Origin of the sequence: Kitasatospora misakiensis, assembly GCF_042656005.1 — a bacterium.
GTDB lineage: Bacteria > Actinomycetota > Actinomycetes > Streptomycetales > Streptomycetaceae > Kitasatospora > Kitasatospora misakiensis.
In genome coordinates this window covers 39,989-66,641 of record NZ_JBHSOF010000017.1, presented here as the reverse complement: position 1 = coordinate 66,641, position 26,653 = coordinate 39,989, and the positions used below count along the sequence as shown (strand labels likewise).

General features: G+C 72.8%; 14 protein-coding genes. 5 read left to right on the top strand and 9 right to left on the bottom strand.

Annotation, left to right across the window (positions count from 1 at the left end; genetic code table 11):
• The first annotated feature begins 24 nt into the window (after positions 1-24).
• Complete coding sequence (locus tag ACFP3U_RS15570; RefSeq protein WP_380226098.1) at positions 25-768, top strand: SDR family oxidoreductase; 744 nt, start codon at positions 25-27, stop codon at positions 766-768.
• Between the two features lie 76 nt (positions 769-844).
• Here the strand turns inward: ACFP3U_RS15570 and ACFP3U_RS15565 are convergent, their stop codons facing one another.
• From ACFP3U_RS15565 to pulA, 3 genes are all read right to left on the bottom strand, one after another.
• Positions 845-2,620, bottom strand: coding sequence for a carbohydrate-binding module family 20 domain-containing protein (locus ACFP3U_RS15565; RefSeq protein WP_380226097.1), 1,776 nt, complete (start codon positions 2,618-2,620; stop codon positions 845-847).
• Positions 2,621-2,912: 292 nt separating this feature from the next.
• Complete coding sequence (locus tag ACFP3U_RS15560; RefSeq protein ID WP_380226096.1) at positions 2,913-5,249, bottom strand: M4 family metallopeptidase; 2,337 nt, start codon at positions 5,247-5,249, stop codon at positions 2,913-2,915.
• A 573-nt stretch (positions 5,250-5,822) separates the two neighbouring features.
• Complete coding sequence (gene pulA, locus ACFP3U_RS15555) at positions 5,823-11,351, bottom strand: pullulanase-type alpha-1,6-glucosidase (protein ID WP_380226095.1); 5,529 nt, start codon at positions 11,349-11,351, stop codon at positions 5,823-5,825.
• Positions 11,352-11,678: 327 nt separating this feature from the next.
• Between pulA and ACFP3U_RS15550 the strand changes: the two genes are divergently transcribed.
• Entirely contained in the window at positions 11,679-12,587 is a 909-nt protein-coding gene (locus ACFP3U_RS15550) for a phosphatase PAP2 family protein (protein ID WP_380226094.1), read from the top strand.
• 75 nt (positions 12,588-12,662) lie between these two features.
• Here ACFP3U_RS15550 and ACFP3U_RS15545 read toward each other — a convergent pair whose 3' ends face one another.
• Positions 12,663-15,686, bottom strand: a complete 3,024-nt coding sequence (locus ACFP3U_RS15545; RefSeq protein ID WP_380226093.1) for a bifunctional [glutamine synthetase] adenylyltransferase/[glutamine synthetase]-adenylyl-L-tyrosine phosphorylase — start codon at positions 15,684-15,686, stop codon at positions 12,663-12,665.
• A gap of 179 nt (positions 15,687-15,865) precedes the next feature.
• On the opposite strand from ACFP3U_RS15545, the gene ACFP3U_RS15540 reads away from it, so the two are divergent.
• Positions 15,866-17,029, top strand: a complete 1,164-nt coding sequence (locus ACFP3U_RS15540; protein WP_380226092.1) for an acyltransferase family protein — start codon at positions 15,866-15,868, stop codon at positions 17,027-17,029.
• Here the strand turns inward: ACFP3U_RS15540 and ACFP3U_RS15535 are convergent.
• Both ACFP3U_RS15535 and glnA read right to left on the bottom strand, forming a co-directional pair.
• Positions 16,996-18,207 (bottom strand): hypothetical protein, encoded by a 1,212-nt coding sequence (locus ACFP3U_RS15535; RefSeq protein ID WP_380226091.1) that lies wholly within the window; start codon positions 18,205-18,207, stop codon positions 16,996-16,998. The genes ACFP3U_RS15540 and ACFP3U_RS15535 overlap by 34 nt on opposite strands.
• Positions 18,208-18,397: 190 nt before the next feature.
• The gene (glnA, locus tag ACFP3U_RS15530) at positions 18,398-19,759 is read right to left on the bottom strand and encodes a type I glutamate--ammonia ligase (RefSeq protein WP_380226090.1); all 1,362 of its coding nucleotides are present in this window, start codon (positions 19,757-19,759) and stop codon (positions 18,398-18,400) included.
• A 152-nt stretch (positions 19,760-19,911) separates the two neighbouring features.
• Here glnA and ACFP3U_RS15525 point away from each other — a divergent pair, with 152 nt between their 5' ends.
• The gene (locus ACFP3U_RS15525) at positions 19,912-21,666 is read left to right on the top strand and encodes an NAD+ synthase (protein WP_380226089.1); all 1,755 of its coding nucleotides are present in this window, start codon (positions 19,912-19,914) and stop codon (positions 21,664-21,666) included.
• Between the two features lie 24 nt (positions 21,667-21,690).
• On the opposite strand, the gene ACFP3U_RS15520 is transcribed toward ACFP3U_RS15525, so the two are convergent.
• From ACFP3U_RS15520 to ACFP3U_RS15510, 3 genes are all read right to left on the bottom strand, one after another.
• Positions 21,691-22,737 (bottom strand): endonuclease/exonuclease/phosphatase family protein, encoded by a 1,047-nt coding sequence (locus ACFP3U_RS15520; RefSeq protein WP_380226088.1) that lies wholly within the window; start codon positions 22,735-22,737, stop codon positions 21,691-21,693.
• A 223-nt stretch (positions 22,738-22,960) separates the two neighbouring features.
• On the bottom strand, positions 22,961-23,599 hold the full coding sequence (locus ACFP3U_RS15515) for a TetR/AcrR family transcriptional regulator (RefSeq protein ID WP_380226087.1): 639 nt from the start codon (positions 23,597-23,599) through the stop codon (positions 22,961-22,963).
• 124 nt (positions 23,600-23,723) lie between these two features.
• Entirely contained in the window at positions 23,724-25,379 is a 1,656-nt protein-coding gene (locus tag ACFP3U_RS15510) for an MFS transporter (RefSeq protein WP_380226086.1), read from the bottom strand.
• Positions 25,380-25,689: 310 nt separating this feature from the next.
• Between ACFP3U_RS15510 and panB the strand changes: the two genes are divergently transcribed.
• Positions 25,690-26,577, top strand: coding sequence for a 3-methyl-2-oxobutanoate hydroxymethyltransferase (gene panB / locus ACFP3U_RS15505; protein WP_380226085.1), 888 nt, complete (start codon positions 25,690-25,692; stop codon positions 26,575-26,577).
• Positions 26,578-26,653 lie beyond the last annotated feature (76 nt).

The window sequence follows — 26,653 nt, the reverse complement described above, 5'->3', positions numbered from 1 at the left end:
GCCGCGAGCCGAGGAGAGTCCGACATGCTGGAACAGATCGCCGTCGTCACCGGAGCCGGGAGCGGCGTCGGGCGGGCCGTCGCACGGGAGCTGGCGGCCGGGGGCTGGCGGCTGGTGCTCGCCGGACGGCGGGCGGGGCCGCTGCGCGAGACCGCCCGGCTGAGCGGCGCCGAGGCCGCCGTGGTGCCGACCGACGTCACCGACCCGGCGGCCGTGGACGCGCTGTTCGCGGCGGCCGTCGAGCGGTTCGGGCGGGTGGACCTGCTGTTCAACAACGCCGGGACGTTCGGCGCCCCGGCCACCGTGGACGAGTTGGACGTCGCCGAGTGGCGGGCCGTGGTGGACCTCAACCTGACCGGCGCGTTCCTCTGTGCGCGTGCGGCGTTCCGGCAGATGCGGGCGCAGCGGCCGCAGGGCGGCCGGATCATCAACAACGGCTCGATCTCCGCGCACGTGCCGCGCCCGCAGTCGGTCGCCTACACCGCGACCAAGCACGCCGTGACCGGGCTGACCAAGTCGCTGTCGCTGGACGGCCGTCCGTTCCGGATCGCCTGCGGGCAGATCGACATCGGCAACGCCGCCACCGACATGACGGCCGCGATGAGCCTGGGGGTCCGGCAGGCGGACGGGCGGATCGCGGTGGAGCCGACCATGGACGTCGACGACGTGGCCCGCACGGTGCGGCACATGGCGGAGCTGCCGCTGGAGGCCAATGTGCAGTTCGCCACGGTGATGGCGACCGCCATGCCGTACATCGGCCGAGGCTGAGCCGGGCACCGGCCCGCACGCGAAGGGACCCTCGTCGCACACGGCTGACGAGGGTCCCCCTACGGGCGGCTGAGGACTACGGCCGCCAGGTGTCGTTCAGCACGACCTTCCCCGAAGCGGGCACCGTCGCGGTCCGGTTGCCCCCGGACTCCCAGACGACCGCGCCCGAGGCGTCCTTGCGGAGGTACTTGTACGAGAAGGACGTCCCGGCGGGCAGCGTCACGTCGAGCTTCCAGAGCGGGTAGGCGGCCGAGGAGAGCGGCAGCGCGGCGGCCGGGTTCCAGGCGCCGAGGGCCGCGTTGTCCCCGACCACGTAGACGTTCTGCCCCCAACTGGTGGTCGCGTTGACGGCGAAGGACGCCCCGCCGCTCACCACCGTGCCGCCGCCGGGCGCGCCGACGTGCAGCGCGACCGCTTCACCGGCGGCGACGGTCGCGGTGAACCGGCCGTCCGCGCCGACGGTGTAGGACGGGCCGGTGCAGCCGCCGGCCGCCGGGTCGCCGTGCTGGACGTCGCAGTAGGAGCCGGCCGGCAGCGAGGTCTGGAAGGTCTGGGTGAGCGCGCCGCTCTCCCGGTTGATCGCCACGAAGCCCTTGGCGCCCCGGCCGAAGGCGATCGCGTTGCTGCCGTTGGACCACCAGTTGGTGAGTCCGGTGCCGGCCACCGCGTTGCGGAAGCCGACCATGTTGGCCACCTGCCGCCAGGCGTGCGTGCAGTTCCAGCCGTCCTGGAAGCAGGCGTTGACGGTGCCGCCGTTCGGCGGGCCGTCGTCGTGGCCGGTGAAGGCGTAGCCGGAGTAGACGTTGGGCGCGCCGTAGGGGTGGGCCAGCATGAAGACGTTGGCCAGGGTGTAGGCCGAGCCGTCCCGGTAGGTCAGGGTGGAGCCGTTGCGCTCGGTGTCCCAGTTGTCGACGAAGGTGCGGGCCTTGTCGCCCGGCAGCAGGCCGCCGCCCCAGCCGGACAGGTCGGCGAGCCGGCCGCCCTGGAAGGCGCTCTTCAGCCACGTCCCGGAGCGGAACTCGTCGACGTCGCCGGTGCCGGTGTACTCGGTGGGCTGGATCGGTTCGCCGCCGCCGTAGATGACCTCCTGCACCCAGTAGGCCTGCGGGTTGGCCGTCCGGGCCTTGATGGCGGCGAGGTCGGCGGCGGCGATGTGCTTGGCCGCGTCGATCCGGTAGCCGTCGACGCCCAGCGAGGCCAGGTCGTCGAGGTAGCGGGCGATCGTCTGCTGGACGTAGGCGCTGCCGGTGTCCAGGTCGGAGAGGTTGACCAGCTCGCAGTTCTGCACGTTGGCGCGGTCGTTGTAGTTGCTGATCGCGGCGCGGCAGGAGTGGAAGTCCTGGTCCTGGTAGAAGCCGGGGTAGGTGTACTTGCTGTACGCGGTGCCGCCGGTGCCGGTGCCGGAGCCGGCCGACATGTGGTTGATCACCGAGTCGGCGATCACCTTGACGCCGGCCGTGTGGCAGGTGTCGATCATGTTCTTGAAGGCCGTCCGGTCGCCGAGGCGGCCGGCTATCCGGTAGCTGACGGGCTGGTAGGAGGTCCACCACTGGCTGCCCTGGACGTGCTCCTGGGGCGGCGAGACCTCGACGAAGCCGTAGCCCTTGGGGCCGAGGGTGTCGGTGCAGGCCTTGGCGACCGAGTCGAAGCGCCACTCGAAGAGGGTCGCCGTGACGTCCTTGCCGCCGCCGGGCGGGGCGGCCTGCGCGGCGGGGGCGGCGCCGAGGGTGGCGGTGAGCGAGAGCGCGAGGGCCGCCGAGGCGCCGAGCGCACCGGCCGCGCGGACGGGCCGGACCCTTCGGGCGGGCCGGACCCTGCGGGCGGGCCGGCGGATGGGGGCGGTGGTGACCACGTTGTCTCCTGTGGGGGGTGGCTGGGGTGGGGCAGCCTGAATACCGCTCATGAAACCTTGCTGAAACTTGCTGGAAAGCGTTGCGCCGAACTTAGGGTCACCGTCGTTGCCCGTCAAGAGCCTGGAAGGAACGTTTCCGCAGGTTCCCACTGGCCCGGCACAGGTCGTAGACAAACGCTCCCACCGCGCAACCGGCCCGACCACCACCCGGGCACGACACAGGGCCCGGCGGTCGCACCCGCCGGGCCCTGCCCTGTCTCACCTGGTTTCCGCCGGCTTCACCGGCGCCGGGTCAGCTCGTGGCGATGGAGGTGTCGTCGATCACGAAGCTGGTCTGCAGCGAGGAGTCCTCGGTGCCGGTGAACTTGAGGGTCACCGTCTGGCCCGCGTAGGCCGACAGGTCGAAGGTCCGCAGCTGGTAGCCGGCGGCGGCGTCGACGTTGGAGTAGGTCTTCAGCGTGGTGCCGTTGACCTGGACCGTCAGCTTGTCGTACTGCGTCGAGCCGGACTCACCGGTGTCGATGTGCAGGTAGAAGCTGAGGGTCGCCTTGCAGCCGGTCGGGATGGTGACCGTCTGGGACAGCGTGTCGGTGTGGGTGGAGCCGTAGCCGTTCATCCACGACTTCCAGCTGCCGCCGTGCGCCGCCTGCGAGGACGAGTTGTCGATGACGCCGCTGGAGGCGGTCCACGGCGCGGCCGTGCCCGTCTCGAAGCCCGCGTTGCCGAGCAGCTGCGCCGGGGTGCAGGTGGTGTTGACGTCGGTGACCGCCCAGGTGAAGCTCGTCGAACCGGTCTTGCCGGCCGAGTCCTTCGCCGTCACGGTGACGTTGGAGGTGCCGATGGTGGTCGGGGTGCCGGTGACCACACCGGTGGAGGCGTTGATCGACAGGCCGGCCGGCAGGCCGGTGGCCGAGTAGGTCAGCGGGGCGGTGCCGCCGCTGGCCTTGACGGCCAGGTTGACGGCGGTGCCGACCTTGGTGCTCTGGTTGCCCGGGTTGGTGACGGTGACGCCACCCGGGTTCGGCGGCACGGTGCCGACGTTGACGCCGGCCCAGGCGGTGCCGACCGCGATCAGCTCGGGGCTGCCCGCGCCGTAGAGGGCCGTGGCGGCGCTCTCCGTCGCGGTGCGCGCCTGGGCGAAGGTGGTGGTGGAGGTCATGAACGAGGTCAGCGCCTTGTACCAGATCTGCAGCGCCTTGTCCCGGCCTATACCGGTGACGGTGACGTTGTTGGCGGTCGGGCTGTTGTAGCTGACGCCGTTGATGACCTTGGCGCCGCTGCCCTCGGCCAGCAGGTAGAAGAAGTGGTTGGCGACACCGGACGAGTAGTGGACGTCCAGGTTGCCGACGCCCGAGTACCAGGAGTCGGCCGAGCGGCCGTCCTTGGAGGGCTTGTCCATGTAGCGCAGCGGCGTGCCGTTGCCGTTGATGTCGATGAGCTCGCCGACCAGGTAGTCCGGGTTGTCCTTCGGCAGGTTGGCGTAGAACTCGACCGCGTTGCCGAAGATGTCCGAGGTGGCCTCGTTGAGGCCGCCGGACTCGCCGGAGTAGTTGAGGTTGGCGGTCGCCGAGGTGACGCCGTGGCTCATCTCGTGGCCGGCCACGTCGAGCTCGGTCAGCGGGTGGGTGTCGCCGTCGCCGTCGCCGTAGGTCATGCAGAAGCAGTCGTCGTCCCAGAAGGCGTTGACGTAGCCGGTGTCGTAGTGGACCCGGCTGAACGCGCCGGCACCGTCGTTGCGGATGCCGCTGCGGCCGAAGGTGTTCTTGTAGAAGTCCCAGGTGGCGGCGGCGCCGTACTGGGCGTCGACGGCGGCCGACTCGCGGTTGCTGGCCTGGCCGTTGCCCCAGGTGTCGCTGGACTTGCTGAACAGGGTGCCGTTGCCGGTCGTCCGGTTGCCCATGTCGGTGGTGTACTGCCCGCCGCGGGTGCCGTCCTTGAGCTGGAACGAGGACCCGCTCTGGGTGGTGGTCAGCGGGACGCTGCCGACGAAGACGCCGGTGCCGGTGCCGGTCTTGATGGCCTCGGTCTTGCCCAGCACGTCGCCGGTGGTGGCGTCGGTGACGACCCGCAGGCGGCTCGGGGTGCCGTCCGACTCCTTGCCGGTGACGACGGTCTGCCAGGCGAGCCGCGGGGTGCCGTCGCCGGCCCAGACGACCAGGGTCGGCGCCTTGTCGAGCGCGGAGCCGGCCTCGGCGGCCAGCGCGGCCTCCTGGGCCTTCGGCGCGGCGAGCTTCGGCGTGGTCCCGATGCCGCTCAGTACGGCCTCGCTGGCCTTGGTCACGCCCGTGGTGGCGCCGGTGGCGTCCTGGTGGACGATCAGGTCGCCGCCGAGCACCGGCAGGCCGGCGTAGGTGCGCTCGTAGCGCAGGTGGCGGGCGCCGTTGGCGTCCTGGACGACGTCCTTGGTGACCAGCTTCTCCTCGCCGGTCAGGCCGAGGGTCTGGGCGAGGCCGGCGGTCTGCTGGTTCGCGGAGGCGATCAGCTCGGCCCGGCTCGCCTGCTGCGCGGCGACGGCGGCCGGCGCGTCAGGGGTGACCGCCTGCGCGATGGCCGGGAAGCCGGTCACCAGCAGCGCGGTGGTGGCGGCCATGACGACCGCCGCCTTCCGGGCGTGGGCGTAACGGGACATGCGGACTCCTTTTCCGACCGCCGCGGGGTTCGCGGACGGTGGAGAGAACCTGGCCGCAGGGTTGCGACTCAGTGGGGGCCCCCGCCGCCGGTGCGCGGCGCGGGTGCGGTTGCGGAGCAGGGGGATTGAGCGTTCTTCCGGCAGGGGATCGCGCTGTTCCTCACCTGGGACAGCTGCACCGGGGGGTGGGGCCCCCTCGTCTGCAGCCGCAGGAATCGTGGCAGCAAACGAGCCGCTGATGACAGATGCATGCCATGGATTGGCCGATTAGCTACCGGGCCGTACATCTGCCGGACGCCCGCGAGTGTTACGACCGTACGAACATCTGACGATCGTTTTCATGAGCGCCGAAAAGGTTTGCTCACCCCCCGCGGGCACTGACCAGCGCTCAGGGCACGGGCCCGGCCCGCGGAACCGCCGACAGCGCCCGACGGACGCGGCACGTCACCTTTCCGGCCGTGCCAGCGGCGGTTTTCGGCCAACTCCATACATTGAATGGAACCGGAAGCAGCATGGAACAGCCCGGGCCCCGTCCCGCCGACGGCGGAACGGGGCCCGGGGAGCGGCGGTCCGTCAGCCCTGCACGAACACCGCCACGGTGCGGCCCGGCACGGTGAAGGTGCCGGTCGCGGCAGTGAAGCCGGCCCGCTTCACCACCGGGTCGGCGCCCCGCGCCTGGACCGGGTGGAGCGCCTGGGCCGTCCCGGCCAGCGAGGCCACGGTCTGGCTCCGCTCGGTGGGCGTGGCGTTGAACACCACGGTGATCCCCTTCTCCGCCCCCGGCAGCCCGGTGCCGTCCAGGTGCAGGGTGATCACGCCCGGGGCCTCCCCGGGTGTGCCGGACAGCGGGTAGGAGAGCCGCTGCTGGACGGCCGCCAGGGTCGGCAGCGCGAAGAGCGGCGAGGAGCGCTTGATCCGCAGGAAGTCCTGGTACTGCGCGCTCGCCGCCGTGATGTCGGCGGCGCCGACGGTCAGCCGCGGATCGGCCAGCAGCGCCTTGGCGGTGGGCCACAGCTCCCGGTTGTCCGCCGCCGGCGGCAGGCCCCGGCCCCAGCCGTTGCCCCGCGACGGGTCCCACTGGATCGCGTTGAACCAGTCGCCGGAGTCGTAGGAGTTGGCGTCCAGCGACTTGGAGCGCAGCAGGTCGCTGCCGGCCTGGGCGAAGCCGGCGCCCTGGGAGAGCGCGGTCAGCGAGAGACCCAGCGCCTGCATCCGGGCCCGGTCGGCGGGCGCGGTGCCGGTCGGCAGCTTGTACGCGAGCGCGTCGAACAGGTCGGCGTTGTCGTGCGCGTCCACGTACGCGACGGCCTCGCCGGGCCGGGCCGCGTAGCCGGTCGGGGCGCCGTTGTAGTCGACGTCCTTGCCGGTGACGGTCCGTCCGGAGCTGTCGGTGAAGGAGTAGCCGGCCAGGTTGCCGGTCAGCCCCACCTTGAGCCGGTCCGTCTGCTGCAGCAGCCGGGCCTTCTGCTGCTCCGGGGTCCCGTTGGCGGCCGAGCCGTTCGGGTCGGTGAACAGGCCGGAGGCGAAGCCCTGCTGGGGCGCCGAGGAGAGCTGGAAGTCGCCGCCGCGGGCGGCGTCCCGGAACCGGTCGTCGAAGGTGGCGATGCCGGTGCCGGCCATGTTCAGCTGGGTGGCCTGCTCGAACCGGGCGTCGTTCGCCACCACGCCGAAGTTCCAGCCCTCGCCGTAGAGCAGGATGTTCTTCCCGTCCACGCCGTCCGACGCCGGGGTCATCCGGCGCAGCGCGGCCTGCACGTCCAGCATGGTGGACTTCGGGTCCAGGCCCATCAGGTCGAAGCGGAAGCCGTCCACCTTGTACTCGCGGGCCCAGGTGGTGACCGAGTCGACCACCAGGCGGTTCATCATGGCGTGCTCGGGGGCCGTGTCGGCGCAGCAACTGTCGGTGGTCACCTTGCCGTTGGCGTCCAGCCGCTGGTAGTAGCCGGGGACGACCCGGTCCAGCACCGAGTGCTCGGCCTGGCCGCTCGCTGCGGTGTGGTTGTAGACGACGTCCAGCACCACCCGCAGGCCGGCCGCGTGGATCGCCTGCACCATCCGCCGGAACTGCACGGTGCGCGCGGTCCCCTCGGGGTCGGTGGCGTACGAGCCCTCCGGCACGTTGTAGTGCAGCGGGTCGTAGCCCCAGTTGTAGGCGTCCTGGGCGGCGACCGCCGCCACGCACTCCTGCTGCTTCTCGCTGTCGGCGGCCGGCGCGGCGAGGTCGCAGGCGGGCAGTTGCTGCTCGGCGCGGTTCTCCCGGATGGTGGCGATGTCGAAGGTCGGCAGCAGGTGGATCGTGGTGACGCCGGCCGAGGCCAGCTCGCGCAGGTGCTTCATGCCGGCCGACCCGGACTCGGTGAAGGCCAGGTAGGTGCCGCGCTCGGCGGCCGGGACCGTCTGGTCGGCGATCGAGAAGTCGCGGACGTGCAGCTCCTGGATCTGCTCCTGGCCGAGCGGGACGGCCGGCGGGGCGGCGTGGTCCTCCCAGCCCGGCGGCTTGAGCTCCTTCGCGGCGAGGTCGGCGACCAGGCTCCGCTTCGAGTCGGTGGAGAACGCGACCGCGTACGGGTCGGTGACGGTGTTGACCACCACCTGCTGGACGGCCGGCGCCCAGACCTTGACCTGGAACAGGTAGTACTTGCCGTCGAGCTCGGCCCGGTCGCGGACCAGCTCCCAGACGCCGGTCTCCTCGTCGAGCTTGAGCGGCAGGGTCCTCGGGGTGCCGCCGGTGGCGGTGTCGAAGACCTGGACGGAGACCTCCTGCGCGGTCGGCGCCCAGAGCGAGAGCGCGACCTTGCCGCCGTAGTACGCGGGGCCGAAGTCGACCCGGCCGGTGCGGCGGGCGTACCGGTCGTCGAGCACGCCGGGGATCTGCACGCCGGTGGCGGCCAGGACGGCGCCGCTCGGCAGGTGTTCGGTGAAGAGCAGCTGGCCGCGCAGGGCGTCCGGCACCCGGGCGGCGTCGCGGGCGTCCACGGTGAAGGCCCGGTGGCCGGCCAGGTGCGGGAACTTCGCCTTCTGGGCGTCGGTCAGCCCGCCGGCGGCGGGCTCCAGCCGGATCCACCGGCCGGGCTTGCTCAGTACGCCGTTCTCGGCGCGGATGCCCCCGGCCGGGTCGAAGACCAGCTGGGCGCTGGTGCCGCTCGCCAGGGCGGCGTCGCCGGCGCCGTACCCGGCCGGGACGACGACGGTCCTGGCGTCGATCCACTGCGCCTTGGCCGAGCCGAGGTCCAGCTGGGAGGAGGCGGCGGCGGTCTGCGGCAGCAGGTAGCCGGCCCGGCCGCCGAGGAGCCAGGCCTCGCGGCCGGTGGCGGCCAGGTCGAGGGACTGGTCGTCGGGCAGGTCCTTGTCGTTGCCCTTGTGCAGGATGTAGCTGAGGCTGGTGGCGCCGGCGGCGAGCGGCACCTCGAAGACGGCGCCGAAGGCGTCGCGGCGGGCCGGCCGCAGCGGGCTGCCCCAGTCGGTGGGCGCGGCGGCGCCGGTCCAGGTGTGCAGGCCCCAGCCGTCGTAGTCGCCGTCGGCCCGGTTGTAGTGGAGGACGGCGGTGCCGGCGGGCTGGGTGTTCCCCGGCCCGGGATTGGTGGTGGCGACGCCCGGGTCGCCCTCCTTCAGCCAGACCTCCCCGGTGGAGCCGACCTCGATGTGCCGGTCGGCCTCGACGTCCTTGACGCCGTTCTTCGCCACGAGGAAGCCGACGTCCGAGGCGCCCGGCTTGAGCTTCACGTAGGCGAAGGCGCCGTAGGCGTCCCGGCCGGTGAACGGGTGCCCGGCCGGCCAGGGGGTGGACTCGCCGTCGGCGAGGTCGCCCCAGGCGTAGAGGTTCCAGCCGTCGTAGTCGCCGTCCTTGCGCTGGTAGTGGACGACGGCGTACGGGCGGGTGGTGGCGCTGGGCACCGGCTTCGGCGCCGGGGTGCCGGTGGTGAAGCCGCCGGTGGCGGAGCGCAGCCGGCCGCCGGCGTCCTGGAGGACGGCCTTGTAGCGGACGGGCGTGCCCGGGGCGACGCCGGCGAGGTCCTGGGTGACGGCGTAGGGCCGCTGGCCGGCAGAGCCGGACGTGCCAGTATCGGAGGTGCCGAGCACCTGCCAGGGCTTGTCGCCGATCTGCGCGGCGAAGGTGACCCGGCCGAAGCCGCCGCCGGGCACCTCGGCTCCGACGGTGACGGTGCCGGTGGAGCCGTCGGCGGGCGCCCTGAGGGTGATCGCGGGCGCGGCGGCGGCCGGGGCGGCCTTCCCGGCGGCCTTGAGCACGAGCGAGGAGAGCGCGGGCACGGTGACGGTGACCTTGCGGTCGGCGCCGCTGGTGGTCCGCGCCCCGGCGGCGGGGTAGACCGGGTCGAAGCCCTGGCCGGCCGAGAAGGTGTCCAGGGTGACGGTCTTCGCCTCGGCGGCGTTGTTGACCGCGACCAGGTACTCGACCTGCTGGCCGGCGTCGATCCGGGAGAAGGCGTAGACGCCCGGGCCGTCGGCGGCGTACCGCTCGATCTGGGCGCCGTCGGCGAGCGCCGGGTGGTCGCGGCGGAGCTTCGCCAGGGCGGCGATGTCGCGGTACGGCTCGCCGTCCCGGCCGTAGCGGTCGGCGGAGCCGGGGGTGCCGCCGAGCACCCGGTCGGTGTTGTAGGAGGGCGTCTGCGAGGCGAAGACGTCCTGCCGGGCGTCCTTGTCGCCGCCGGCGCCGGTGAAGCCCTGCTCGTCGCCGTAGTAGACGACGGGCTGGCCGCGGGTGAGGAACATCAGCTCGTTGGCGAGCCGGTCCTTCTTCAGCAGGGTGGCCTCGTCGGCGCCGGGGTTGTCGGCGAGCAGGAAGGCGCCGAACCGGCCCATGTCGTGGTTGCCGAGGAAGGTCGGCAGCTCGTAGGCGTCGGTGTCGGCGGTGGTGTACCGGTGGTCCTGGCCGTAGAGCTCGGCGAGGCCGCGGGCCGGGCCGCCCTGGGAGACGTAGGAGCGGGCGGCGTTCTGGAACGGGAAGTCGAGGGTGGCCTGGAGCCGGCCCTTGGTGACGTAGGGCGCGGTGATCGCCGGGTCGCCGGAGTAGACCTCGCCGAACATGAAGAACTTCTTGTTGCCCCGCTTGGCGGCGAAGTCCTTGAGCGCGGGCGCCCACTGCTGCCAGAAGGCCATGTTGACGTGCTTGACGGTGTCGATCCGGAAGCCGTCCACGCCGGCGCCGGCGACCCACTGCTGGTAGACCTTCTCGAAGCCCTTGACCACCTTGGGGTTCTGGGTGTCGAGGTCGTCGAGGCCGGAGAAGTCGCCCTCGGTGGCGGACTCGCCGGCGAAGGTCGAGTCGCCCCGGTTGTGGTAGAGCGCGGGGTCGTTGAGCCAGGCCGGGGTCTTGGCGGTGGCGTCGGAGGGCTTGCGGAAGACCGGGCTGTAGGGGAAGGAGTCCTTGGTCAGCTTCGGCCAGGCGGCACCCGCGTCGGCGAGCGCGGTCTCGTCGACGGGGTTGCCGTCGGCGTCCAGCACGGGGTACGCCCCGGTGGTGCGGTAGCCGGACCGGTGCTGCTGGTCGTCGATGAGGTCGGCGGTGTGGTTGGTGATGACGTCGAAGAAGACCTTGATGCCGCGGGCGTGGGCCTTGGCTATCAGGTCCTTCAGCTGCTCGTTGGTGCCGAAGTGCGGGTCGACCCGGGTGAAGTCGGTGATCCAGTAGCCGTGGTAGCCGGCCGACGCCTGGTCGCCGGTGCCCTGGACGGGCTTGTTGGCGAAGATCGGCGCCATCCAGATCGCGGTGGTGCCGAGGTCCTGGATGTAGTCGAGCCGCTGGATCAGGCCGGCCAGGTCGCCGCCGTGGTAGAAGCCCTTGTCGGCCGGGTCGAGGCCGTGGTCCAGGCGGGTGCCGGTGATGCCGCCGGTGTCGTTGCCCCGGTCGCCGTTGGCGAAGCGGTCCGGCAGGACGAAGTAGAACTGCTCGCGGGTGAGGTCGTGCCGTCCGGCGGTGGCGGCCAGCGCGGCGTCCGAGGGCGGAGCGGGCGGGGCGGCGGCGAACGCGGCCGGGCCGGCGGTCCCGAGGGTGGCGGCGGTGAGCGAGGCGGCGAGGAGCACCGCCGTCCGGCCGGGTCTGCGAGAGGTGCTCCGCCGGCGGCGGGGCGGGACTTCGGCCACTGAGGGCTCCCTTGCGGGGGTAAGGGGTGGTCGGGTTGCCGAGACGCTAGCGGCCTGCAATATGTTTCAGCAAGATGCAGAAACGGTTTCGGCCCGGAAACCCGGGACGCCGCGCGCCCCGCCTCCGCCCCCACCCCCGATTGCGCCGGCCCGTCCCTCCGGCGTGACAATGGGACGTATGCCCGTCCCACCGGTTCGCCCCAGCCCCGACCGCACGCCCTCCCCCGGTGGGAGCCGCCCCCTACCTCTGAAGGGGGACAGTCGGTGAAGAATCCACTTCCGGAGGATGAGCAGACGGCTACGGGACGTCTGGCAGACTTCTCGTCCATGGGGGAACCGACCGAGATCCAGCAGAACGGCGGCCGCATGCCCGACGGAGCCACGCGCGCCGCCCAGACCCGTACCGCCGCCCTGCGCGCCCGCGTACGCGAGCAGCGCCGTTCGCCGGCCCGGCCGCGGATCTGGTTCGAGCTGGCACTGATCGGCCTCAGCTACTGGATCTACTCCCTGGTGCGCAACGCCGTCCCCGAGCAGGAGGCGATCGCGCAGAAGCACGCCGGCTGGATCTGGGACCTCGAACACTCCCTCGGCGTCGCCGTCGAGCGCTCGGTCAACCACGCCGTGGACGGCGTCGGGTGGCTGATCACCGGGATGAACTACTACTACGCGACGCTGCACTTCGTCGTGACCATCGGCGTCCTGGTCTGGCTCTACCGCCGGCACCCCGGCCGCTACGGCGCGGTGCGCACGGTGCTGTTCGTCACCACCGCGATCGCGCTGGTCGGCTTCTACTTCTTCCCGCTGGCCCCGCCCCGGCTGATGACCGACGGCGGCTTCATCGACACCGTGAAGACGCACGGCACCTGGGGCTCGATGGCCTCCGGCCCGGCCACCCACGTCTCCAACCAGTTCGCCGCGATGCCCTCGATGCACATCGGCTGGTCGATGTGGTGCGGTCTGACCATCTTCTTCCTGGCCCGCCGGACCTGGGTCCGGGTGCTCGGCCTGCTCTACCCGGCGGCCACCCTGGTGGTGATCGTCGCGACCGCCAACCACTTCTGGATGGACGCCGTCGGCGGCGAGCTCTGCCTGCTGGTGGGCTTCCTCACCGCCCGCTGGCTCTACCACTCCTGGGTCTACAAACTCCCCCAGCTGCCCGGCCAGGACGTCCCGGCCGAGCCGGTCACCGTCCCCGAGCAGTGGAGCGAACCCGCGGCGACCACCGCGCGGCGCTGAGACACCGCCGGTACTGAGCGCACCAGGAGGGCCCCCGCTCGGGGGCCCTCCTCACGTAGCGCCTCGGCCGGGGCCTCACCCGTAGAACAGCCGCTCCACCACCGACCGGGCCCGCCGGGTGGTGCGCCGGTAGTCGTCCACCAGCTCGCCGCTGTGCCCCGCCCCGTACCCCAGGTAGCGGGCCACCCCGGCCAGCTCCCGGGCGTCCGCCGGGAAGGAGTCGCCCGGCCGGCCGCGCACCAGCATCACCGCCGACCGCACCCGGGAGGCCAGCACCCAGGCCGCGTCCAGCACCTCCGCGTCCTCCGCCCCGACCAGCCCGGCCTCGACCGCCGCCGCCAGCGCCGCCCTGGTCCGGGTGGTGCGCAGCCGCGGCAGCTCGTGCCCGTGCCGGAGCTGCATCAGCTGGACGGTCCACTCGACGTCCGCCAGCCCGCCCCGGCCGATCTTGGTGTGGGTGGTCGGATCGGCCCCGCGCGGCAACCGCTCCGCCTCGATCCGGGCCTTGATCCGGCGGATCTCCAGCAGGTCCCGCTCGGGCACCCCGGTCCCCGGGTAGCGCAGCGGGTCGACCAGCTGCCGGAACCGCTCCCCCAGCTCCGCGTCCCCGGCCACCGGCTCGGCCCGCAGCAGCGCCTGGCTCTCCCAGGCGTGCGACCAGCGCCGGTAGTACGCCGCGTACGAGGCGAGCGAGCGCACCAGCGGACCGTTGCGCCCCTCCGGCCGCAGGTCGGCGTCCACCTCCAGCGGCGGCTCGGGGGACGGCGCGGCCAGCAGGGTGCGCAACTCGTGGCAGACCGCCTGGGCGGCCCGGGCGGCCTCCTCCTCCAGCGAGCCGAGCAGCGGCTCGTGGACGAAGAGCACGTCCGCGTCCGAGCCGTAGCCCAGCTCGTGCCCGCCGAACCGGCCCATCGCGATCACCGCGATCCGGGTCGGCAGGTCCCCGTTGCGGGCCTCCCAGCCGGCCACGCAGGCCCGCAGCGCGCCCTGCAGGGTCGCGGCGTTGAGCGCGGTGAGCGCCTCGCCCGCCGTCTCCAGCGCCCGCGCCGGGTCCTCGCCGAGCCGCCCGAGCACATCGGCGGCGGCGGTGCGGAACAGTTCGCGGCGGCGCACCGAGCGCACCGCGGCCACCCCGGCGGCCGTCGAGTCGGCCCGGCCGACGGCGGCCAGCACCTCCTGCTCCAGCGCGGCCCGCCCGCGCGGCACCAGGCCCTGAGGGTCGCCGAGCATGGCGACCGCCTCCGGTGCGCGCAGCAGCAGGTCGGGGGCGAGCCGCCCGGCCGACAGCACCCGCGCCAGCTGCTCGGCGGCGGCGCTCTCGTCGCGCAGCAGCCGCAGGTACCAGGGGGTGCGGCCGAGCGCGTCGGAGACCTGGCGGAAGTTGAGCAGCCCGGCGTCCGGGTCGGCGGAGTCGGCGAACCAGCCGAGCAGCACCGGCAGCAGGGTGCGCTGGATCGCGGCCTTGCGGCTGACCCCGGCGGCGAGCGCGGTCAGGTGCCGCAGCGCGGCGGCCGGGTCGGCGTAGCCCAGCGCCTCCAGCCGGGCCCGGGCCGCGTCCGGGGACAGGCCCGCCGCGCCGGGCGGGAGTTCGGCGACGGCGTCCAGCAGCGGCCGGTAGAACAGCTTCTCGTGCAGCCGGCGCACCTCGACGGCGTGCCGCTTCCACTCCCGCTGGAGCGCGGCGACCGGGTCGGCCCGGGTGTCGTCGTTGATCAGCGGGGCGAGCGAGCGGGCGAGCCGGCGCTGGTCCTCCTCGGCGGTGGGCATCAGATGGGTGCGGCGCAGCCGGTGCAGCTGGATCCGGTGCTCCAGCGAGCGCAGGAAGCGGTAGGCGGCGTCCAGCGAGGCGGCGTCGGCGCGGCCCACGTACCCGCCGCGGGAGAGCGCGGCCAGCGCCTCCAGGGTGTTGCCGCTGCGCAGCGCCTCGTCGGTGCGGCCGTGCACCAGCTGGAGCAGCTGGACGGAGAACTCGACGTCGCGCAGCCCGCCGGGGCCGAGCTTGAGCTGGCGGTCCAGTTCGGTGGCGGGGATCGAGTCGATCACCCGGCGGCGCATCTGCTGCACGTCGGTGACGAAGTTCTCCCGGGCGGCGGCCTGCCAAACCATCGGCGCCAACGCGGTGACGTACGCCTCGCCGAGTTCGGCGTCGCCGGCCACCGGGCGGGCCTTGAGCAGCGCCTGGAACTCCCAGGTCTTGGCCCAGCGCCGGTAGTACGCGAGGTGGCTGGCCAGGGTGCGGACCAGCGGGCCGTTGCGGCCCTCGGGGCGCAGATTGGCGTCGACCGGCCAGATGGTGCCCTCGCCGGTGGTGTCGGCGCACAGCCGGGTGAGGGCGGCGGCCAGCCGGGTGGCGGCCTTGAGCGCCCGGTGCTCCTCGACGCCCTCGCGCGGCTCCGCGACGAAGATGACGTCGACGTCGGAGACGTAGTTGAGCTCCCGGCCGCCGCACTTGCCCATACCGATCACGGCGAGCCGGCAGGCCGCGGCGGCCTCCGGGTCCTGCTCGGCGGCGAGGTCGAGGGCGGTCTGCAGGGTGGCGCCGGCCAGGTCGGCGAGTTCGGCGGCGGTCTGCGCGAGGTCGGTGGTGCCGGTCAGGTCGCGGGCGGCGACCGCCAGCAGGCAGCGGCGGTAGCCGACGCGCAGCGCGTCGGCCGGGCGGCCGGTGGTGTCGGCGGCGACCGCCTCGGCGAGCGAGCGGCGGAAGTCCGCCGCGCCGGGGTGCATGTCGCGCAGTTCGAAGGTGACCAGGACGTGCCAGTCGCGCGGGTGGCGGGCCAGGTGGTCGGCGAGCGCGGTGGACGCGCCGAGCACACCGAGCAGCCGGTCGCGCAGCGGCTTGGAGGTGGTCAGGGTGTCGCGCAGGGTGTGCCGGTCGGTCTCGTCGGTGGCCTCCAGCAGCCGGGCCAGGCCGAGCAGCGCGAGGTCGGGGTCGGCGGTGGCGGCGAGCGCGTCGAGCAGCACCGGGTCCGCGGCGAGCCCGTTCAGGGCCGGTTCGGCGAGCAGCCGCAGGGCCCGGGCCGGGTCGGTGAACCCGCGGCGCACCAGTCTGTTCTCCGGCCGGCTGACCCGGCTGCCGGCCCGCTGTTCCTCCACCGCCATCGCCCCTCCGTCCGTCCGCCCCAGCAGGCTACGCGCCCTCGGGGCGCGGTGCCGGGCGTGACCACCGGGTGGACCGGGAGGTGTCGCCCGCCATCCGTGACCTCGCACCTGCGCGCTCGTTCATCCGGCGTCACCCCTGCCCCGGCCCGCCACCGCTGTCACCGTCACCGGAGTGCCCGATGCCCAGCCGTCTGCCCTCGCTCACCGGGCTGCGCTTCTGGGCCGCGCTGCTGGTGGTGCTCTACCACCTGTCGCGCAAGGTCGGCGAGCTGCCGCTGCTCGGCCCGCTCGCCTGGTACGGGCGCTCGGGCGTCACCTTCTTCTTCGTCCTCTCCGGCTTCGTCCTCGCCTGGACGTACGAGGGCTCGCCGGCCCCCGCCCGGTCCTTCGCCCGGCGCCGGTTCGCCCGGATCTGGCCGCTGCACGCGCTGACCACCACGCTGTCCCTGGGCGCGGACGCCGCGCTGGGCCTGGCCGTCCCGCTGACGGCCGCGCTCTGGTCGCTGCCGCTGCTGCACACCTGGGCCCCGGGGACGGTCTTCGGCGGCAACCCGGCCTCCTGGTCGCTGGGCGCCGAGGCCTGGTTCTACCTGCTGTTCCCCGCGCTGCTGCGGCTGCTGGCGCCGCGCCGCCGGAGCTGGCTGCCGCTGGCCGCGCTGTGCGCCGCGCTCGGCCCGGCGCTCTGGGCGGCGGGCGCGCTGCTGCCGGACGACCCGGCCCTGCGCGGCTGGCTGCTGGACTACCTGCCGCTGACCCGCACCCCGCAGTTCGTCCTCGGCGTGGTCACCGGGCTGGCCGTCCGGCACGGGCTGCTCCCCCGGGTGCGGCTCGGCGCGGCCGCGGCGGCGGTGGCCGGCTGGCACCTCCTGCTGGTCCCCTGGCACGCGGCCGTCCCGGACGCCCTGTGGTGGGGCCCGTACAGTGCCGCCCAGCTCGTCCCGGCCCCGCTGTTCGCCGCCCTGCTGGCCGCCGCCGCCCGGCGCGACCTGGGGCCGGGCGGCGGGCCCCGGCTGCTCGCCGGACGGACGGCGGTGCGCCTCGGCGAGTGGTCCTACGCCTGGTACCTGGTGCACGAGATCGGCATCCGCTGCTGGCTGCGGACGGCCGGGCGGCCGACCGGGACGCTCGCCCTGCTCGCCGTCGAACTGCTGCTGGCCGCGGCGACCCTGGCCCTGGCGGGCGCCCTCTACCGGTGGGTGGAGCGCCCCTGCGAGCGGCTGCTGCGCGGTGCGCGCCGGGACGGCGGAACGCCGCTGCCGCACCCCCCGGTGCGGGTGGTGCGGCAGCGGCGCCGGTCGGTGTCCGGGGATCAGCCCTCCAGCGAGCCGTCCAGGTTCACGTAGGCGTAGAAGACACCGAGGTCGTAGCCGTCCTTGTCGGTGTCGAACTTGATGCTGATGGAGGTGTCCCCGTTGCGCAGGAACGGCGAGATGTCCCAGCGGTTGGAGTCGTACCCGAAGTTGTTCCGGAAGTACGGGTTGCGGACGAACTGGTCCGCCGGGGTCAGCTCCTCGATGGTGGAGTTGAAGGCGTCGTTGGAGGCGTGGTTGACGTCCGTGAAGGGCGCCAGCGGCCCGTTGGTGGACTGCATCGCCAGGGTGTCGCCGGTCCACTTCAGGTCGCCGTCGTAGACGACGAAGCCGAGCTTGCCGTTGACCGGCCCGACGGCCGGGGTGGTCAGCCCGGTGAGGTCGAACTCGCGGGGCGGGCTGTCCGGCAGCTCCACCTGGAAGCCGTCCCACAGGTGGACGTGGCGCAGCGGCTTGCAGTCGTTCTCGTAGGCCACCACGATCGACCAGCCGCCCCAGCTGTGCGGCTTCACCACCGAGTCCATGTTGGCGAGGGTGTAGGTGCCGTTGCCGGCGGCCGTGACCAGGTCGGTGATGTCGGCGGAGGCCTGGTAGCTGCTCTCCTCGGTGGTGGTGATGTAGCCGATGGACGGCTGGTCGTTGGCGATGTTGCGGTACTGGTTCTCGCCCGGGACCTTCAGGTAGACCTCGTCGATCCGGCTCTCCGGCAGCACGGTGTCGCCGATGCCCCGGGTGCCGCCCCAGTACAGCCGGGCGTACTTGACCTTGGAGCCCTCCAGCAGCCCGAGGTCGGCCGAGCTGGCCGAGTAGATCTCGTCACCGAGCGGGCCGATGCTGCCCGGATCGATGTTGACGTACTTCATCTGGTAGTTGTTGTTGATCGGCCGGCTGCCCGCGCCCGTCCGGGCGTCCACGCACGGCGGCTGCGCCGGGTCGACCGGCGGCTGGGTCTCGTCGCAGGTCATCAGGGTGTTGCTGATCCGCGTGACGGACCCGTGGAAGTCACCCTGGAAGCGCGTGGTGAACGGCAGCGGGTTCGAGACGATGGTGTCGGCCCGGTGCTGCGTTCCCCTGGGGCCCGAACCGCGGGCGTCCGCGATCGGGGCGGAGAGCAGTTGTCCGGCGACGGCGACGACGGCGACGCCCGCGATCCCGGCCCGGCGGGCGAGCAGACGGACGGCGGCAGCGCGGCTGACGGTGGAGGAGGGCATGAGGTCCTCTCAGGAGGGAGGGGATTGATCACGCTTATCGGATCACAACGCAACGTCACAATCTCCTCACATACCGCCATCGGAGAACGCGCCAACCCAAACGGCGGGCCCGCCGTCATCCATTCGAACGACAGCGGGCCCGGTCATGCTTGACGCGACGTCAGCCTCCTGTGGCGACCTCGCAACGCCCCTACAGCACCTGGAGGTTCTTGCGCAGCTCGAACGGCGTGACCTCGGAGCGGTACTCCTCCCACTCCTGCTTCTTGTTGCGCAGGAAGAAGTCGAAGACGTGCTCGCCGAGGGTCTCGGCGACCAGCTCGCTGCGCTGCATGAGGTCGATGGCCTCGCCCAGGTTCTGCGGCATCGGCTGGATGCCGAGGGCGCGGCGCTCGGCGTCGCTGAGCGCCCAGACGTCGTCGTCGGCGCCCGGCGGGAGCTCGTAGCCCTCCTCGATGCCCTTGAGGCCGGCCGCCAGGGTGACGGCGTAGGCGAGGTAGGGGTTGCAGCCGGTGTCGAGGGAGCGGACCTCGACCCGGGTGGAGCCCTGCTTGCCCGGCTTGTACATCGGGACGCGGATCAGCGCGGAGCGGTTGTTGTGGCCCCAGCAGATGTAGGACGGGGCCTCGCCGCCGGCGCCGGCGGTGCGCTGGGAGCCGCCCCAGATCCGCTTGTAGGAGTTCACCCACTGGTTGGTGACCGCGGCGGTCTCGGCGGCGTGGCGCAGCAGGCCCGCGATGAAGGAGCGGCCGACCTTGGAGAGCTGGTACTCGGCACCCGACTCGTGGAAGGCGTTGCGGTCGCCCTCGAACAGCGAGAGGTGGGTGTGCATGCCCGAGCCCGGGTGGTCGGAGAACGGCTTCGGCATGAAGCTGGCGTGCACGCCCTGCTCCAGCGCGACCTCCTTCATCACCAGCCGGAAGGTCATGATGTTGTCGGCGGTGGAGAGCGCGTCCGCGTACCGCAGGTCGATCTCCTGCTGGCCGGGGGCGCCCTCGTGGTGGGAGAACTCCACCGAGATGCCCATCGACTCCAGCATGGTGATCGCCTGGCGGCGGAAGTCGTGGCCCACCCCGCGCGGGGTGTGGTCGAAGTAGCCCGACTGGTCGGCGGGGGTCGGCGCGGTGCCGTCGCCGGGCAGGTTCTTCAGCAGGAAGAACTCGATCTCGGGGTGGGTGTAGAAGGTGAAGCCCAGCGAGGAGGCCTTCTCCAGGGTGCGCTTCAGCACGAACCGCGGATCGGCGTACGAGGGCGAGCCGTCCGGCATGAGGATGTCGCAGAACATCCGGGCGGTGCCCGGGGTCTCCGAGCGCCACGGCAGGATCTGGAAAGTGGTCGGGTCCGGCTTGGCGATCATGTCCGACTCGTAGACCCGGGCGAAGCCCTCGATCGCCGAGCCGTCGAAGCCGATGCCCTCCTCGAATGCCTGCTCCAGTTCGGCCGGCGCCACCGCGACCGACTTCAGGAACCCCAGGACGTCGGTGAACCACAACCGGACGAACCGGATGTCACGCTCTTCGAGCGTCCGAAGCACGAACTCCTGCTGCTTGCCCATGGGGACAGTCTCACCTCTGCTCTTTACGTTCGTGTTACGCCCGGAATCCACCCCGACAGCGACTGAACCCCATCATGGCGGATCACGGCCGCCGGGGGCAGTGGCGACCCCGACCACGACATTGCGTCAGATCGACGATTAGACTCGGTGGCATGCCCAATCTGCGTCTCGCCCTCTGCCAGACCGACCCCTGGGTCGGTGACATCGCGCGCAACGGCGATGAGGTGGTGCACTGGACCAGGCAGGCCGTCGAGGCCGGTGCCCAGCTGGTCGCGTTCCCCGAGATGGCCCTGACCGGCTACCCGGTCGAGGACCTCGCGCTGCGCCGCTCCTTCGTCGAGGCGTCGCGGACCGGGCTGGTCGAGCTGGCCGGGCGGCTCGCCGCGGAGGGGCTCGGCGAGGTGCCCGTCGTGGTCGGCTACCTCGGCCGCTCCGAGCAGGCCTCACCGCGCTTCGGCCGGCCGGCCGGCTCCCCGCAGAACTGCGCCGCGGTGCTGTTCCGCGGCGAGGTGGCCACCCGGTTCGCCAAGCACCACCTGCCGAACTACGGCGTGTTCGACGAGTACCGCTGGTTCGTCCCCGGTGACCAGCTGCCGGTGCTGCGGGTGCACGGGGTGGACGTCGCGCTGGCGATCTGCGAGGACATCTGGCAGGACGGCGGCCGGGTGACCGCCGCCCGCGAGGCGCAGGCCGGCCTGCTGCTGGTGGTCAACGGCTCGCCGTACGAGCGGAACAAGGACGACGCCCGGCTGGAGCTGGTCCGCCGCCGGGCCGCCGAGGCGGGCTGCGCGCTCGCGTACGTCAACATGGTCGGCGCCCAGGACGAGCTGGTCTTCGACGGCGACTCGATCGTGGTCGCCCCGGACGGCGAGGTGCTGGCCCGCTCGCCGCAGTTCGAGGAGCACCTGATGGTGCTGGACCTCGACCTGCCGGCGGCCAGCAGCGACCACACCGACGGGCTGCTGCTCGCCGACGGCCTCCACCTGGTCCGTGCCGAACTGGGCGGCGAGCCGGCCGGGGCGCCCGCCGCGCCCGCGCGGGCCGAGGTCGCGCCGCGGCTGAGCGACGAGGCCGAGATCTGGTCGGCGCTGGTCTCCGGCACCCGGGCGTACGTCCGCAAGAACGGCTTCCGCTCGGTGCTGATCGGCCTCTCCGGCGGCATCGACTCCGCGGTGGTGGCCGCCATCGCCGTGGACGCGCTCGGCGCCGAGAACGTGTACTGCGTCTCGATGCCGAGCCGCTACTCCTCGCAGCACTCCCGGGACGACGCGGCCGAGCTGGCCCGCCGCACCGGGCTGGACTTCCGCACGGTGTCGATCGCCCCGATGTTCGACGCCTACCTGGCGGCCACCGAGCTGACCGGCCTGGCCGAGGAGAACCTGCAGTCCCGGCTGCGCGGCACCCTGCTGATGGCGATCTCCAACCAGGAGGGGCACATCGTGCTCGCGCCCGGCAACAAGAGCGAGCTGGCGGTCGGCTACTCGACCCTGTACGGCGACTCGGTCGGCGCGTTCGGCCCGATCAAGGACGTCTACAAATCGCTGATCTTCCGGCTGGCCCACTGGCGCAACGAGGAGGCCGAGCGGCGCGGCGAGGTGCCGCCGATCCCCGAGAACACCATCAGCAAGCCGCCGTCCGCCGAGCTGCGGCCGGACCAGAAGGACACCGACTCGCTGCCCGACTACGACCTGCTGGACACCGTCCTCGACCTGTACGTCGAGGGCGACCAGGGCCGGGACGCGATCGTGGCGGCCGGCTTCGACCCGGCGGTGGTGGACCGGGTGGTCCGGCTGGTCGACACCGCCGAGTACAAGCGGCGCCAGTACCCGCCGGGCCCGAAGATCTCGGTCAAGGGCTTCGGCCGGGACCGCCGCCTCCCGATCACCAACCGGTGGCGCCAGGGCTGAGAAAGCGCTCCTGGCCTGTTCGCCTCACTGGTAGCGGTAGGTGGCGGCCACCGCGAGGTGGTCGCTGCCGTCCCGCTCCAGGGTCCGTGAGTCGGTGGGCTTCAGCCCGCCCCTGCTCATGATCTGGTCGATCCGGGCCATCGGGAAGGACGCCGGCCAGCTGAAGCCGAAGCCGTCCCCGGCCGCGCCCTGGGCCGAGCGCATCTGCGAGGTGATCGGCGCCAGGCTGCGGTCGTTCATGGTGCCGTTGAGGTCGCCGAGCAGCAGCACCTTCTTGATCGGCTCGGCCTCGATGGCGTCGCCGAGCGCCTGGGCGCTGGCGTCCCGCTGGTTGACCGTGAAGCCGCCCTCGGCCTTGAGCCGGACCGACGGCAGGTGGGCGACGTACACCGCGAGGGGGCCCTTCGGGGTGGTGACCTCGGCCCGGAACGCCCTGGTCCAGCCCATCTTGATGTCCACCACCGAGACGTCGCCGATCGGGTACTTGGACCAGAGCCCGACGGTGCCCTCCACCGCGTGGTACGGGTAGCTGCCGGCCAGCCCGGACTCGTAGGCGTGCAGCGGCCGGCCGGCCAGCTCCTGGAGCGCGACGATCTGCGCGCCGGACTTCTCCAGCATCTCGACGGTGCCGCGCGGGTCGGTGTTGGCGGCGGCCACGTTGTGGCTGACCACGGTGAAGTCGCCGGTACCGCCGCTCTTGTCGGTGAGCAGGCCGCCGAACATATTGGCCCAGATCACCACCGGCACCAGCAGCGCGAGCAGCGCGGTGGCGGAGCGGCGCAGCAGGGCGGGGACGAGCAGCAGCGGCACGGCCAGCCCCAGCCAGGGCAGGAAGGTCTCCAGCAGGCTGCCGAGGTTGCCGACACCGTTCGGTACCTCGGTGTGGAAGGCCAGCAGGGTGCCGGTGAGCAGGGCCAGGACGGCGACCGCCAGGCCGCGCCGCCAGGTGTTGCTCCCCCGGGCGTCCCGGCCCCAGCCGCGCACCCCGAGGAACCCGGCCGGGCGGCGGCCGGATCCCGGGTCGCCGGCCTCCGCCGTGGACACCCGGTCCGCCCGCTCCGCCTGCGCCATCCGTGGCTCCCGTCGTTCGCGCCGTCTGCCGGTCCGCGGTGCGCCGCCGCCGGGTGGCGGAGGGCGCGCCGGACTGGTGCCGGTTTGTCGGATTCCCGGCTCAGCCTATGTCGGGACAGACGCCGGGCCGGTGGACCGGGGTTCCGGCGTGGCCCGGTTGGTGAGCCAGGCCACTGCGCGGGCGGGCCGGATCCCTCCTCCGACCTGCGCGGATGCCGTCCGGTCAGACCGACCCGGCCCGCAGGGCGGGGCCCGCGAGGCCGCCGAGGAGGGCGTCGACCATGCGGTCGGCGAGCTGCGGGTCGTCGAGGTCGGAGTCGTCCCAGAGCACGCTGCGGGCGAGGATCGGGCCGAGCAGCAGGTCGCCGAGCAGCTCCTCGTCGACGTCGGCGCGCAGTTCGCCCCCGGCGACGCCGCGGCGGACGAGCCGGCGGGCGGCCTCCCGGCGCGGCGCGATCACCCGGGCGCGGTAGGCGGCGTGCAGCTCGGGCCAGCTGTGCATCTGGCCGAGGGCCGCCTTGAGCACCCAGCGGGAGCGTTTGGCCAGGCCGCGCTGCCGCATGTACTCGACCATCGCGACGAGGTCGTCGCGGACCGAGCCGGTGGACTCGGGGAGCGGTTCCTCCAGCCGGCTGACCATGTCGATCAGCAGCGCCTCCTTGTTGGGCCAGCGCCGGTAGATGGTGGCCTTGCCGACGCCGGCGGCGGTGGCGATGCCCTCGATGGTCAGTTCCGCCAGGCTGGTGCCGGCCGTCATTAGTTCCTCGACGGCGGCGAAGATCGCCTGTTCGGCGGCCTCGCTGCGGGGCCTGCCGCGGCGGGGACCGGCGCAGGGCGGCGCGGCCGGCGGGTCGCTCTTCATCTCACATCTCCCGGTTGTGGAGCCCCCCGCCCGGAGGGGGGAGGGGGGTCGCACGCGCTCGTGGGCCCTGTCACCGGCGGCTTCCCGGCGGCAGGGCCCCATTCTCGCTCAGCCCGACCGCCCGTCAGGCGTCCGCGGCCGCCGTCCTGCCGACCTTCTCGCCGGAGCCGGCGTGCCCCGCCGCGTCCGCCGCCGCGCCACTCGGACCGCCCGGAGCACCCGGGCCGCCCGGGCCGCCCGCCGGCACCCGGCCGGGCAGCAGCAGGAGGGCGAGCAGGGCGCCGACCGCGGTGATGCCCGCGGAGAGCCCGGCCACCACGTGCATCGCGTGGATGAAGGACTCGTTGGCCGGACCGACCAGCTCCCGGCCCCGGTCGCCGAGTCGCGCGGCGATGGCCAGGGTGGCCTCCAGCGACTCGCCGGCCTTCTCCCGCAGCTCCGGGGTGGGCAGGTGGGACAGGGTGTCGGAGACGCCGTCGCGGTAGACGGTGGAGAGCACCGCGCCGAGCACCGCGACCCCGAGCGAGCCGCCGACCTGGCGGAAGGTGTTGTTGACCGCCGAGCCGGCGCCGGCCTTCTCGCGCGGCAGCGAGCCCATGATCGACACGGTGATCGGCGGCATGACGTGCGCCATGCCGGTGCCCATCAGCAGACCGAGCACGACCAGCACCCAGATCGGGGTGGTGGCCTCCAGCAGCAGGTAGCCGAGGAAGCCGACCGCGATGAGCACCATGCCGACGGCGCAGGTGGCGCGGACGCCGAAGCGGTCGACCACCAGCCGGGCGCGCGGGGCGAAGACGAGCTGGGCGATCGCCAGCGGCAGCATCAGCGCACCGGCCTCCAGCGCGCTGTAGCCGCGCACGCTCTGGGTGTAGAAGACGCCGAAGAAGGAGACGCCCATCAGCGCGAAGAAGACCACGCCGATCACGACCACCGAGGCGCTGAACACCTTGTTGCGGAACCAGCCGACGTCCAGCGCGGGGTGCGCGGTGCGGCGCTCGAAGAGCACGAAGGCGGTCAGCGCCACCACGCCGATCAGCACCGGGACCCAGGCCGCGGCGGCGGTGAAGTCGGCCAGTTCGCCGCCCTTGATGATGCCGTAGATCAGCGCCACCAGGCCGATGATGGAGAGCAGCACGCCGACCGGGTCGAGCCGGCCCGGGTTCGGGTCCTTGGACTCGGGGACCAGCAGCACCATCGCGATCACCGAGACGATCACGATCGGCACGTTGACCAGGAAGACCGAGCCCCACCAGAAGTGCTCGATCAGCAGGCCGCCGGTGATCGGGCCGATCGCGATGGCCAGGCCGACCGCGCCAGCCCAGATGCCGATCGCCTTGGGCTGCTCGGCGCGCTCGAAGACGTTCATGATGATGGCGAGCGTGGCCGGCATCGCCAGGGCGGCACCGACGCCCATCAGCGCCCGGTAGCCGATGAGCTCGCCCGGCGTGGCGGCCAGGGCGGAGAGCAGCGAGGCGAGGCCGAAGACGACCATGCCGGCCAGCAGGGCCCGCTTGCGGCCGAACCGGTCGCCGAGCAGGCCCGCGGTGAACAGCAGCCCGGCGAAGACCAGGGTGTAGGAGTTGATCGACCATTCCAGGTCGCTCTGGCTGGCGCCGATGCCGGTGGGCGCCGGGGAGGCGATGGTCTTCATCGCCACGTTGAGGATCGAGTTGTCGAGGACGACGACGAGCAGGGCGAGCACCAGGGTGCCCAGGATCGCCCAGCGGCGGCGGTGGATGGCTTCCGGCACCCGGGGTGGTGCGGCGGCGGTGGTCATGGATTCTTCCCGTCCGTGGTCCGGCGTGTCACTGGCGGGCATGCCGAGCCGCAGCATTTCGAGCCGCAGTTGTTTCGAGCCGCAGTTGTTTCGAGCCGCAGTCGTCTCGTAAACCCCCCGCCGTCAGCGTAGCGGCACTATCGATACGAGACGACTCCGTTTCGTAAAACCGTGGCAAAGACCCCGGTGGCCGATCTCGCACACCACCCACCCCGCCACTTTTGCGCCCGCGCCGGGCCGTGCAAGCATGGAGGTGATCCGGGGACGCCGCACGGCGCCACGAGACGACAACCCTTCAGGAGCCTGTTCGATGAACGCTTCTTCGCCTTCGCCTGCCCAGAACCAGGCGTCGACCCAGAACCAGGCGGCGACCGCCACCCTCTACGGTGGGGTCACCACCCGCCGCGTCACCGTCCGCGACCTCGCCGCCGCCAAGCAGCGCGGCGAGAAGTGGTCGATGCTGACCGCCTACGACGCCCTCACCGCCGGCGTCTTCGACGAGGCCGGCACGCCCGTCCTGCTGGTCGGCGACTCCGCCGGCAACTGCCACCTCGGCTACGAGACCACCGTGCCGGTGACCATGGATCAGATGGTCATGCTGGCCGCCGCGGTCGTCCGGGGCACCAAGCGGGCCATGATCGTCGCCGACCTGCCGTTCGGCTCCTACCAGGAGTCCCCGGCCCAGGCGATGCACAACGCGGTCCGGCTGATGAAGGACGCCGGGGTCGGCGCGGTCAAGCTGGAGGGCGGCGAGCGCAGCGCCCGCTCGATCGAGCTGCTGGTCGAGGCCGGCATCCCGGTCATGGCGCACATCGGGCTCACCCCGCAGTCCGTCCACGCGCTGGGCGGCTACCCCGTCCAGGGCCGCGGTGACGAGGCCGCGCACCAGCTGCTGCGGGACGCCAAGGCGGTGCAGCAGGCCGGCGCCTTCGCGGTCGTCCTGGAGGCCGTGCCCGCCGAGCTGGCCAGGCAGGTCACCGAGCAGCTCGCCATCCCCACCGTCGGCATCGGCGCCGGGGTGGACTGCGACGCCCAGGTGCTGGTCTGGACGGACTTCGCCGGCATGACCGCGGGCCGGGTGCCCAAGTTCGTCAAGCAGTACGCCAACCTGCGGGCCGTCCTCGGCGACGCCGCCCGCGCGTTCGCCGAGGACGTCCGCGGCGGCGACTTCCCCGCGCCGGAGCACACCTTCCACTGACGCCCCCGTCACCGGGGCCCGACCACGGCCGGGCCCCGGTGACAGCGGCGTGACAGCGGCCTGCCAGTGCCCTGCC